Source organism: Oleiphilus sp. HI0117 (genome assembly GCF_001635235.1).
Window position 1 is genome coordinate 1 of the sequence record NZ_LWGA01000624.1, and the last position, 11,823, is coordinate 11,823.

The 11,823-nt window shown below is 44.1% G+C and carries 14 protein-coding genes; 8 read left to right on the plus strand and 6 right to left on the minus strand.

What is annotated here, in order from left to right; all coding sequences use genetic code 11:
- The coding region (locus tag A3757_RS26595) for a WD40 repeat domain-containing protein (protein WP_068739368.1) at positions 1-725 on the plus strand (725 nt) is incomplete at its 5' end.
- Between the two features lie 55 nt (positions 726-780).
- Here the strand turns inward: A3757_RS26595 and A3757_RS07115 are convergent.
- Complete coding sequence (locus A3757_RS07115; protein ID WP_368664592.1) at positions 781-1,410, minus strand: cytochrome c; 630 nt, start codon at positions 1,408-1,410, stop codon at positions 781-783.
- 262 nt (positions 1,411-1,672) lie between these two features.
- Here A3757_RS07115 and yihA point away from each other — a divergent pair, with 262 nt between their 5' ends.
- Positions 1,673-2,338 carry a ribosome biogenesis GTP-binding protein YihA/YsxC gene (gene yihA, locus A3757_RS07120; RefSeq protein ID WP_068508187.1) on the plus strand — a complete coding sequence of 222 codons (666 nt, stop codon included), beginning with the start codon at positions 1,673-1,675 and terminating at the stop codon, positions 2,336-2,338.
- Here yihA and A3757_RS07125 read toward each other — a convergent pair.
- Positions 2,335-2,997, minus strand: coding sequence for a TetR/AcrR family transcriptional regulator (locus A3757_RS07125; RefSeq protein WP_068514544.1), 663 nt, complete (start codon positions 2,995-2,997; stop codon positions 2,335-2,337). The genes yihA and A3757_RS07125 overlap by 4 nt on opposite strands.
- 265 nt (positions 2,998-3,262) lie before the next feature.
- Here A3757_RS07125 and A3757_RS07130 point away from each other — a divergent pair, with 265 nt between their 5' ends.
- The 4 genes from A3757_RS07130 (at position 3,263) to A3757_RS07145 (ending at position 6,476) form a co-directional block, all read left to right on the plus strand.
- Positions 3,263-4,726 carry a coniferyl aldehyde dehydrogenase gene (locus A3757_RS07130; protein ID WP_368664593.1) on the plus strand — a complete coding sequence of 488 codons (1,464 nt, stop codon included), beginning with the start codon at positions 3,263-3,265 and terminating at the stop codon, positions 4,724-4,726.
- A gap of 208 nt (positions 4,727-4,934) precedes the next feature.
- A complete protein-coding gene (gene coaD, locus A3757_RS07135; RefSeq protein ID WP_068514537.1) occupies positions 4,935-5,405 on the plus strand; it encodes a pantetheine-phosphate adenylyltransferase in 471 nt (156 codons plus the stop codon).
- Between the two features lie 59 nt (positions 5,406-5,464).
- The gene (locus A3757_RS07140; RefSeq protein WP_068514535.1) at positions 5,465-5,710 is read left to right on the plus strand and encodes a YfhL family 4Fe-4S dicluster ferredoxin; all 246 of its coding nucleotides are present in this window, start codon (positions 5,465-5,467) and stop codon (positions 5,708-5,710) included.
- Positions 5,711-5,921: 211 nt separating this feature from the next.
- Positions 5,922-6,476, plus strand: coding sequence for a hypothetical protein (locus A3757_RS07145; protein ID WP_068514531.1), 555 nt, complete (start codon positions 5,922-5,924; stop codon positions 6,474-6,476).
- Between the two features lie 14 nt (positions 6,477-6,490).
- Here A3757_RS07145 and A3757_RS07150 read toward each other — a convergent pair whose 3' ends face one another.
- Both A3757_RS07150 and A3757_RS07155 read right to left on the minus strand, forming a co-directional pair.
- Positions 6,491-7,543, minus strand: coding sequence for an AI-2E family transporter (locus A3757_RS07150; protein ID WP_068514528.1), 1,053 nt, complete (start codon positions 7,541-7,543; stop codon positions 6,491-6,493).
- Between the two features lie 41 nt (positions 7,544-7,584).
- Positions 7,585-9,027: an aspartate kinase gene (locus tag A3757_RS07155; protein WP_068554130.1), complete on the minus strand. Its 1,443-nt coding sequence runs from the start codon at positions 9,025-9,027 to the stop codon at positions 7,585-7,587.
- Between the two features lie 220 nt (positions 9,028-9,247).
- Between A3757_RS07155 and A3757_RS07160 the strand changes: the two genes are divergently transcribed.
- Together A3757_RS07160 and A3757_RS07165 are read left to right on the plus strand one after the other, a co-directional pair.
- Positions 9,248-9,544 (plus strand): PilZ domain-containing protein, encoded by a 297-nt coding sequence (locus tag A3757_RS07160; protein ID WP_068514521.1) that lies wholly within the window; start codon positions 9,248-9,250, stop codon positions 9,542-9,544.
- A gap of 69 nt (positions 9,545-9,613) precedes the next feature.
- The gene (locus A3757_RS07165; protein WP_068554132.1) at positions 9,614-10,354 is read left to right on the plus strand and encodes a hypothetical protein; all 741 of its coding nucleotides are present in this window, start codon (positions 9,614-9,616) and stop codon (positions 10,352-10,354) included.
- 74 nt (positions 10,355-10,428) lie between these two features.
- Here the strand turns inward: A3757_RS07165 and A3757_RS27870 are convergent, their stop codons facing one another.
- Complete coding sequence (locus A3757_RS27870) at positions 10,429-11,124, minus strand: FKBP-type peptidyl-prolyl cis-trans isomerase (RefSeq protein ID WP_068514517.1); 696 nt, start codon at positions 11,122-11,124, stop codon at positions 10,429-10,431.
- Between the two features lie 85 nt (positions 11,125-11,209).
- Positions 11,210-11,704, minus strand: coding sequence for a peptidylprolyl isomerase (locus A3757_RS07175; protein ID WP_068554134.1), 495 nt, complete (start codon positions 11,702-11,704; stop codon positions 11,210-11,212).
- Positions 11,705-11,823 lie beyond the last annotated feature (119 nt).

Consider the following 11,823-nt stretch of genomic DNA (forward strand, 5'->3'; position numbering starts at 1 on the left):
CATCCATCCGGGCCTCAGCGGTTTCCGGTGACGGTAAGAGAGCCGTAACCTGCCAAGAAAAAGACTTAGTGCTATGGGACGCTACGAATGGTAAGTCCCTACAGTTCTGGCAAGCAGCCGATCGAATCGAAGCGATTAGCTTAAACCAAGATGGGCGACGAGCATTGCTAGGCCTGAGAGATGGTACGGTCAATTACTTTGACCTTGATCGAGGTATGGCCATACACAGCTTTAAGCATAACGCACCAATACGGGCTACCGACCTCAGTGAAGACGGTGCAGTAGGTATTAGTGCCGGTGATGATAACATTGCAAAGATTTGGAACCTGAAAACAGGCAAAGAGCAATACGCCTTGAGCCTGAACAATCAGATCAAGACTGCTGCAATATCTGATTCTGGTAAGCTCGCCTTTACCACCTCACAACGCGAAGATGCTCTGGTTTGGGATACCAAAACCGGGAAAAGTAAATTCAAGTTTAAGAATCGATATATTAATTACACCAGCGCTGATTTTTCTGATGATGAGAAATACCTAACGCTTGGCACTTTCCAAGGCGTCATCAGTAAATTTAATATTAAAAAAGGAACTGAAGTGAAGACCTGGCAAGCAGAACCTCGCCAAGCTTATGGCGGCGCCAGCAGTAAAGCGATTATCGATGTCATCGATCAGAAGTCCAATGTTATTGCCTTGACCTCAGATGGAATGTTAGAAGTATTCAAATAGGAAGGTAGGGAACTAGAAAGCCGAGAAGCATATTGCTCCTCGGCAGAGACGAAGCTTATTTATATAAACCAGAAATATAGCTGGCAACTGCTTCAATTTCTTTGTCATTCAAACGAGCCGTTACTGAACGCATCATACGCGAATCACCATCGTTGCTACGCTCACCACTACGGAACTTCTTAAGCTGAGATGCGATGTAATCAGCATGCTGACCGGCAAGCGCTGGAAATGCAGCCAATGACACACCTTCACCTGCTGGGCCGTGACACGCTGCACACGCCGCAACCTTAGTTGCTGCATTACCCTGGCGGTACATGATCTCACCTTTTTCTACCAAGTCTTTCTTTGCTTGGCCAGGCGTAGTTGTTTGTGACGCAAAGTAAGCGGCAATGTTTTCGATATCCTGTGCAGAACGCGCATCAAGCAAGCCTGTCATTTCGATTACAGGACGCTTACCTTCTTTGATGTCATTCATTTGTTTAACCAAGTACTTCTCACCTTGGCCTGCCAGTTTAGGAAAGTTAGCAACAACACTATTTCCATCGGCACCGTGACAACCAGCACACGTAGCTGAAGCGGCCTTTCCTGCCTCAACGTCACCAGCGGCTGAAGCCCCCAAAGACCCTACCAAACCTGCAACGATCACTACACTTTTTAAAATCATTTTCATTTTAATTGCGCTCACTTTCATCTCTAAACATAAATCTAATATTGTCATTTTTACCCACATAACCAAGCAGCTCTGAAGGACAAAACAAGCTAATGAATTCTCTAATCTTCAAAACCTTAACAGTATGGCTGATCAAACTAAAACAACAAGCCGATCACCCTCACTCAGAAAATTATGGGCAAAAAATTTCAGGCTATTATACACTAAGCCCTTCCTGATAAAACCCTTACATTAAATAGTGGTTTTTATTCTGTGCTTTTTTCTGATTGAGTTAGTCATGAACCACCCAAATACGCCGAAGAATATCTCCTACAACAGCGCCCGTTTCAGCCAAAGCGGATCAAAACTCAAGAACTGCCCGCCAGACCAAGGCGTTGAAGTTGCCTTTGCCGGTCGCTCCAATGCAGGAAAATCTTCAGCCATCAACTCAATCACTAACAATAAGAAGCTTGCCCGAACCAGTAAGACTCCCGGCAGAACCCAACTGATTAACTTTTTTTCCCTTAGCACGCCCGGGGTTCGGCTAGTCGACCTGCCCGGCTATGGCTTTGCAAAGGTATCCCTGGACCTGAAAGCTGAATGGGGAAAGCACCTCGATGACTATCTACGCAACCGAGAAAGCCTTGCGGGCTTAGTGCTTATCATGGACATCCGCAAACCTCTTACCGAGTTCGACCAAATGCTACTCGACTGGTCCAGTGAATGTCAGCTACCGACATTAATCCTTCTAACTAAAAGCGACAAACTCAAGTTTGGCCCTGCAAAGCAAGTCATGTTTCAGGTTAAGAAGCAGTTAGAAGCACACCAATCTCTGGAAGATGTCATTTTGTTTTCGAGCCTGAAAAAGTCTGGCATAAAAGAAAGCCGCTTTGCTCTGGACAAGATTATCAATCAGCGCTTGCTAGATAATAGCCCTTCCCCTGAAGACAGCCAAGAAGATTAGACTTTTGGCGCGATCCCTTCAAAGCGATAGTTTTCCTGCAATTCCAGCGCTAAGGCCCGTTTGTCTTCATACAAATAAGGTATGACATAGTCGAGTATTTGATACACACCGTGCTGAATACTCTTCTGGTTCAGCGCCTGCGCTTCGTCCTCAGCACTTTGGATAGTTTTTAGGTAAGTCATCCAATTCGTCACAATCAACCAGGTATTTAAGGCTTTCGACTTTCGCTGCTGATCTTCCATTGGCTGATAGATTTCACTCTTCTCCATCGCATAAATAATGCTTTGGATACCACTCAAACAACGTAAAGTAAATCGTCGATAATCTTCACGCAGGCGCTCATCGCTGTCCAGCAAATGCTCTAGATCTCTATGCAAGAAACGATAAGCCCATAAACCGTTAAAGACCGCATCCAAATAGGTAATCAGATCATTTATATGTATCGCTCTGCCGCTCGGCACATTCAGATATGAATCTACAAGTAGCTCGTAGTTCTTAAAAATCTCGTAAATAATGTCGCTTTTATTTCTAAAGTGGTAATACAGGTTGCCGGGAGACATTCCAAGGTGAGCAGCAATATGGTTAGTCGATACGTTCCGCTCTCCACGCTCGTTAAACAACTCCAGCGCAGCCAATACAATTTTTTCTTTGGTTTTCATGTACTCACTAACTTCCCAATCATGTACATTTTCTTATGCAGCTCTTCAAGTCAGGCGTACTTGTACCTGATCAGCGCCACTATATATAGCTTTTAACAGGATGCAATCCTGGTCACCAAAATTAAAAAATGACTCGCAGTCATATTTTTGATCTCTAAGTGTTGACTTTTTAGAGTATATACTCTAAAAATATAAAGTATATTGTAAAAAGTAGATTATTTTCGTTTTTCTTCTATTTTTCGCCTAACACAAACAGATAGACATATTGTCGGAGCTCATCCCCATGGTTGCTGAAGTCATTCAAATAAGTGAAAGCAAAAAACAAATCCAACGCATGAATCAGATTTTTTCCGAGCAAAAAGCTGCTTTCCGTAAAAACCCAATGCCTTCTTATCAGGAAAGAGTCGCAAACCTTAAAAAACTTAGAAGCATGCTTCTTGATAATCAAGACGAGATTATCGAGACAATTTCCAGCGACTTTTCTAACCGCTCTGCTGATGAAACAAAACTTGCTGAGCTAATGACAACCATTCACGGCATCGACTACAACATCAAAAACCTGAAATCGTGGATGAGCAAAGATAAGAAAAAGATCTCTCCTTTATTTCAACCTGCGACAGGTTTTGTGCAATATCAACCGCTGGGGATTATTGGCATTATTTCGCCTTGGAACTATACCGTGTCTTTATCAATGGGCCCTCTTGTCGCTGCTTTGGCTGCAGGTAACAGATCCATGATCAAGATGTCAGAGTTTACACCGCAGACCTCTGCACTAATCGAGCAACTAATCTCCGACACCTTTCCTCAAGATCTGGTTGCGATTGTTCAGGGTGATGCAGAAGTCGCGACTGAGTTCTCTAGCATCCCATGGAACCATTTACTGTTTACCGGTTCAACGGCTGTTGGCCGCCATGTAATGAAAGCAGCGGCGGCTAACTTAACACCCGTCACGCTTGAGCTTGGCGGCAAATCTCCAACAATCATCTCTGACGATGTCAATATGGACGATGCAACACAGTCAGTTGTTTTTGGTAAGGCTTTTAATGCTGGCCAAACCTGCATTGCACCTGACTACATTCTTTGTCCAGAGCACCGCCTGGAGCATTTCGTTGATCGATTCCAACACTTCTTTGCCAAGATGTACCCAACGCTGAAGCACAACACTGACTTCACCAGCGTAGTCGATGAACGACAGCTCGCACGCCTGCAATCTTACCTGGACGATGCAAAAAGCAAAGGCGCAACGATTATTGAGTGCAACCCGGCTGACGAAGATATGCAAACCGGTACACGTAAGATGCCTATCCACCTGGTGCTAAATGCCACTGATGATATGCTAGTGATGCAAGAAGAACTCTTTGGCCCAATCCTGCCAATCCTACCCACTAAGTCGCTAGACCAAGCTCTGGACTTCATTAATGATCGCCCTCAGCCCTTGGCGCTTTACTATTTTGGAATGGACAAAGACGAACAGCAATATGTACTAGAACAAGTTCGAGCTGGCGGCGTCTGCATTAACGACACAGTCTCTCACTTTGCTCAAGAAGACTTACATTTTGGCGGCGTTGGTGAATCAGGTATGGGCTCCTACCACGGCGAGCAAGGCTTCCTGACCTTCTCTCATGCAAAATCAGTATTCTGCAAGAATCATTTCAACAGTACCAAGTTTGCCTACCCTCCTTTTGGTACCTTGATTCATAAGGCCTTATTCTCTATTTTCTTACGATAAGCTAGCTCCTTATAGAGATAACCCTTCAAATGCGCTGTCTATCTTGCCAGCGCAGACTTCTTGTTTACAACAAGCTGACTAGCAACCCACCCGAAATTTGGTTACTATTCCGCCCCTTCTTTAGTTCTTGGTTGTCTATACTTCCAATACTGTAAAATTGACTTAGGCACTGCAATCGTATTCCGCAGCTTCAGGAGTAAGACCCCCTATGAATACTGTCGTTTATCCTGGCACTTTTGACCCAATTACTAACGGCCATACCAATCTTGTAGAGCGTGCTGCAAAGCTTTTTGATCGCATTATTATTGCTGTCGCAGCCAGCCCAAAAAAGAACCCTATGTTTCCACTTGAAAAACGGGTTGAACTGGCAAAGGACGTTTTGGCTCATCTCGATAATGTAGAAGTCATTGGCTTTGACTGCTTATTGGCCGAGTTTGTAAAAGAGCACAAGGTCAACGTTATTCTACGCGGTTTACGTGCTGTTTCAGACTTTGAATTCGAATTTCAACTAGCGGATATGAATCGGCGCTTGATTCCTGAAGCAGAAAGCTTGTTTCTTACTCCTGACAACCACCTCTCTTATATCTCTTCCACTTTAATTAGGGAAATTGCCTCTTTGGGCGGTGATGTTTCAGAGTTTGTAGCGCCAGCCGTCATTAAGGCCTTAGAAGAGCGATAGCAGGATAGTATTTTGACCTTTAACCCCACTTTTATCAGATCATAGCAGAGGTATTTTTCATGGCATTAATGATCACAGATGACTGTATAAATTGCGACGTGTGCGAGCCTGAGTGTCCCAATGAAGCCATCGCACCCGGTGAAGATATATATATTATTGACCCGAGCAAGTGCACCGAGTGTGTCGGCCATTACGACGAACCACAATGTGTCGAAGTATGCCCTGTAGACTGCATTCCCAAAGACCCTGATCACAAGGAAAGTGAAGCAGAATTAATGGATAAGTACGAAAAGTTAACAGGCTAATAGAACTTATAGCGCTAACTATCTAAGTTAATTAGTAATATTCGTATTAATATCACAATTAATCACATTCCTTTGGTAGGTACTTCAGATAGTTTTGGTCTACACTAAAACTATCTGGGCTCACCGGGGTTCGCATAACTTCTGTTCGATTTAGCATGACTACATGCACACCTCCCGAGCTCATCATCAAATTCGCGACGTAGGATAGACCATGGCCAAGAAAGATGAAGTGGAGCACGAGCCACTCACTGAAAAGCAACGAATTACTGCTCTGGAAGAGAGTGTCGGGACGAACAAAATAGTACTACTGGTTGTCGCACTCTTACTAATCGTGATTATTTCTGTTTCGATTACAGTAATAACGATCACCGTCTTCGGAGATGAAGAAGAAGAGTCCGTCAACCTTGAAGTCGTTGAAGAGCTACAGCTACAAATCTCGGAATTGACCAGCCAAAACGAAGCTCAAACTCAACAAATAAAGAGCCTTAAGAAAATATTACCCGTTATCCAGGATCAACTGGGCAATACAAGCAACCTTAAATTGCTTAACGTGGTGATGGAACAAGAAAAAGGTAATCAAGAATTTCTAGAAGCCTTACGTACCGGCATGTATGACCTGGCTCACATGCTACCTGGCTCACGTACCTGGCTCGAAGTTTACGGCGAAAAAGTTGATTTAGCCGAAGCTCATAGCAAAGACAGAGAAAAAGACCTCAAAAGGATTCTAATTCAAAGCGACTCTCAAGATGAAGAGGATCTTTGGTAGCTGCTCATTTAGAACTACCGCTTCTCATCTTTTTCTTGAGCAACATCTGGCCCCATAATGATTGCGATCCAGCGGGTCTCGTCACTGCTTTCAAAGGCAATTTTTAACAGCATGGTCAGTGGGACAGACAGTAACATCCCCACTGGCCCAAGCACCCAACCCCAAAATACCAAAGACAAGAAAACAATCAAAGTAGAAAGCCCTAAGCCCCGCCCCATATAGCGCGGCTCAATAACATTGCCCATCAAGGTATTAACAAATAAATAACCCGCTGCAACCAACAACATATGCAAAGGCCCTAATTGAATTAAGGCCAACAACATCACGGGTACTGCTGCGATAATGGAACCAATATTCGGTACAAAATTTAGAAGATAAGCAATTAAAGCCCACAACAAGGGATATTCAACCCCCAGAATAAGCAACCAGATATAGATTAACCCACCCGTTCCCAGGCTCACTACAACCTTGATACTCATATAACGATTAACATTCTCTAAAAATAATTCAATATGCTCCATCAAGGTACTGTCTTCGCCGAAAGCCTTATGAAGTTTTGCCGGCAATGAAACACCTTCAAAAAGCATAAAAATCACTGTTAACACAATCAGAAAGGAGTTCGATAAAACGCCACCCAGGTTCCCCAGAGTGCTTACCGCCAACTTAAAAATCGTTGACGGGTCAAACAATTGCATTAACTTTTCCTTTGGAATATCCAAGCCCCAGGAATTTAAGCCACTGATTAGTTCGCCCATCAATGCTTGCAGGCGTATCTGGTACTGGGGTAGGTCATTTGAGAACGCAGTGAGTGAAGTGGTAATAATAGAGATAATCACCAACTGCACCAGGCTGATAAAAATAACCACCAGTATCAAGGACAGCCAGGCAGGCAAGCCTTTCCGTTGCATAAAGAGAAAGGGAGGCGCACAAATGATGGCAAAAAAACCGGAGAGTAGAAACGTCACCATCAATGACTCAGCAGCGCGTATACCTGCAACCACAATAACAAATGCCGCCAAAACAAACAGCGTACGTGCTGCCGATGAAAACCCAGAGATCTGATGCATTGCCAACTCCTTTAGCAGGATGTTCCCACGAGATCTAATTGTTAATTAGCAGGGCAAATCGCGATACCGTGATTGTGAATTTCGACCAAGCTACTATGCAGGCTCTTCACCGCCAAGTCATAGTCGTCTTCGTTGACAACAAACTGCATGTCAACTTGTCGCATAGATTGATGCATTGCTAAAACACTAATTTCCTGCTCTGCCAGCGCCTTGACCGTCACCGCCAACATACCAGGCACTTGCATATTACTGCCAATCGCCGAAACAATCGCAACTTTGCACTGGTCAATCTCGGCCTCAGGAAAACATTTTTCCAGAGCACCGTATATACGCTTTACTGTTTTCAGGTTTGTAGCAAGATAATGAGTAATGGTGTTCGCATTAATATCTTTAGAAACAACATGGCCTTTGAAGCGCCTGATCAGCTCAAGAATTTTCTGGTCATAAGTATCGACACTACCCGTCATCCCCTGATCGAACACTTCCAGTGCATAGATGCCCTTGCAACCTGCAATAATTTCGACACAAGGCTCGTCACTGACATAGTCTCCGGTGATAAGTGTACCAGGATGGTCAGGCTCAAAAGTATTCTTAACTCTTAAAGGAATACGGTTACTACGTAAACCCTTGGCCGCTTTAGGGTGAATAGCTTCCATGCCCAGGTTAGCTAACTGATCGGCAACATCATAGTTTGTCCGTCCGATAGGAATAGCATTTTCTTCACCAACCAAACGAGGATCAGCCGTGCTCAAGTGAAATTCTTTATGGATGATGGTTTCACGCGCTTCGGTCAATACAGCGATGCGGCTAAAGGTCATTTCACTATAGCCACGGTCAAAAGTAGACATCAAGCCTTCCTCGCTATGCGCATAACCCGTCGCGATAGGTATCTGACTTGCCAAATCCAAGCCTTGAAACGCTTCAACGATCCGCTCATCCAAAGAGGTATGCTGTGCCGCGCGCCAGCCAGTTAAATCAACAAAACAAGCATTGAAACCGTCACGTTCAAGAAGCTTTGCAGTGTTCCAAGCGCTATGAGCCTCACCGATACTCGCCAACATTTCCCGAACAGTCGCCAAATGTGCGGAAAGCTCAAAATGCCCGTGTTGACAAAGTCTTTGAAGATCAACAAGACACTGCTCTGCATCATCCAGACGCTCGCCAATAAAACTATTCGCCTGCTGCAAAAGCTCACCTTCACCAAATAAGCCTGCGTTTATGGCCTGCATATCAGCTTTCACTTGCTGCAGCGCCTGGTGCCAACTCTTGTCTTTCAAGCCGTTGGCAAATAACGCATAGATTCCTGGCTGGCTAGTCTTTTTGTGCTCTAACAAAGCGTCTGTCATGCCGCCATACGCTGAAACCACAAATACACGCTGATAGATCGTATCCTCTCTTGAGGGTTTGCTGATTATATTATCGCGAATAGCGACATAATCACTCATTGACGTTCCACCGATCTTTTCAACACTATGCGATTTCATAACACCCTTCTATCACCAACACGCTTTAGAGAACTAGCCTGTAAAAAACGCGCTATTTTACGCCATTAACGAAATTTGTCTATCTGCCTCATTTTTAGCCCTCACTGAAAGACTGCAAGCCATGTAATCTTTCCAAAACTTAAAGCTAGATTGGCGATATTCGTTTTTATTATCGATATAATGCAGAGCAATTATTTAAGCTAAGTGGCCTGCTAATAAAATGACCATTGAAAACGAAAACACCTCAACATCCGCACAGCCCGACAAACGCTCTGAGCACCGGACACCAATGAAGTGTAAACTTAAAGTGTCTCACCCCAGTATTGGCGATCAAATTGTCACTACCCGTGATATCTCCGATGGCGGTGTATTTCTTCTAACAGAGAATATTCCTATGCCACCGGTCGGCACCGTTGTCCAGGGCCAGGTCCAGGGCATGGGAGAAACAGCGCCTGTACTGAAAATGAAAATTGTCCGAATGGAACCTGCGGGTATTGGTCTGAAGTTTATCTCCTAGTATCAGTTGCCCCCTATTTAAACTTAGCCAAATTGAATTAATATCTGTGAAATCAAGGAACGTCTAATCATGAAAAACCACCTTCTTAGCTATTCTCTTATTGCCTGCAGTGCCTCTGCCAGCACCTTTGTCGCCGCTGAAGAGCCGTTTAAAAAAGCTTATACGCCTCCTTCACGCGGGTTCTTTCTTGAACAGGGTAAAGTAAACACTGGCGACCATATATCCATTGACCTGCACAGTGGTGCGAACGGTTTACAAAATGGCGGCAGTATTCGACTCGGGCTTTCCCAGGCTGAGCTTATTTTGAATAGTGGACTAGGCCTTAACACCGCCTCTACAGGGAACGACGTTAGCCTAAAATGGGGGCTCCCGCCTATTAGATCAGGTGATCAGCAAACGACAGATCAGTTTGCTTGGTCTTTGGTAACAGGCTTATCTGTCATTGATTTTGACAACAGCAATAACGATCAAACTAATTTAAAGCTAGGGGTCGCAGCCACGATTTCGGCCGATGCAGCAACATTCACACTCACACCATCTCTTATTTACAGCGATATTGCAGACAATAGTGATACATTCCTAGAATTAGGTTTGGGCGCTTATGCTGGTCTAATTGATACAGAAAGTGGCTTATTCTCGATTGGCGCTGAAGTTGTTATGTCAACGCAAGACGATAGCGATACAACGGCCTTAGTCGGTACCCGCTGGTCTTATAGTGAACGAGTCAATATCGATATTATCCCAATGATATTCAGCAATAGCGATATCTTGGGCATACCCGGACTAGTTCGTTTGAATGTAGTGTTTTAATAATAAGAGTAAGAAGAAGAGATTCGAAAGAATACATTGTGTATTCTTTCGATAGTACTGACGATTAAGCTACTTTATTTTTTCGCTTCGATATCCAACAACTCGACATCGAATAGCAACGTTTCATTCGGCCCGATAGAACGGTTACCGTTTGGACCATATGCCAAGTCCGAAGGAATAAACAGCTGCCACTTTGAACCAGTAGGCATCAACTGAAGGGCTTCTGTCCATCCAGCAATCACACCATTAACCGGAAAACTTACTGGCTGACCACGATCAATCGAGCTATCAAAAACCGTACCGTTGATCAAAGAGCCGGTATAGTGAACTTTCACAACATCTGTCGGCCCAGGCTGCAGACCTTTACCTTCGGTCAAAACCTTATACTGAAGGCCGCTCTCTAGGGTAACAATACCTTCTTTGTTCTTGTTTTCAGCTAGGAATTCTTTCCCCGCTTTTTTGTTTTCTTCACCCGCTTTTTGAACTTCTTCTAGCTGCTTTTGCTGTAGGTCTCGCTGAAAGTCAGATAGAGTCTGCGCGACCTGCTCATCGGTAATAAGTTGAGGGTTGCCACTATAAGCATCTTTCAAACCTTGGACGAATACGTCGATTTGCAAATCAGGCATATCGTTAGTCATGCGCTTACCTAGAACCAAGCCAAAGCTATAGCTAACTTTTTGATCTTGAGTATCAAGAGACTTTAGAGGTTCAGCAGCATAGCTGAGAGTAGAAGCACCTATTAGAGCTAGGCCTAGAAGCGTTTTTTTCATGTTCATTTCCTGAAGAAGCCATTCTAAAAACGCTCACGTTACTTGTTTTTTGGTGAAATCTCTATGCTTGCAACATTAGCACTTGTTAATGGTGGTGACCACCAACACCATGAGCATGCCCGTGAGCCAACTCATCTTCTGTTGCTTCCCTGACGCTCTGAATTTCAATATCGAAACTCAAAACCTGCCCGGCCAAAGGGTGATTCGTGTCCACATCGACATTAAACTTTCCTGCCTTTAATACCACAACCTGCCTTGGACCTTCTTCGGTATTAATCGAAACCACCATACCAGGCTTCAACTTGGAATTTTGCTTTTTATCGCCCACTAGGTGCTTAATTGGTACGCGCTGAACAGCTTCTTCTTTACGCAGGCCATAGCCGTCTTGAGGTTCAACCGTCACAGTCAAAACATCTTCTGCCGACTGACCTTCCAGGCCTTTTTCCAAACCAGAAATAATATTTCCATGGCCATGCAAATAAGCAACCGGGTCTTCTCCATGAGAGGCCTCCAGCTCACTGCCTTGCTCATTCGATAGTCTATAATGAAAGGTTACCACTTTATCTTTGCTAATTTGCATCTGAAGTCTCGTTTATCAATAGTAAAAGACACATTATCCCGCGTTGGTAGAATAGTGTCTATGCGCTAATTTTTTACAAAAAATAGCCTCTATATTTATAGAAAGCTATTTAAAGGTCT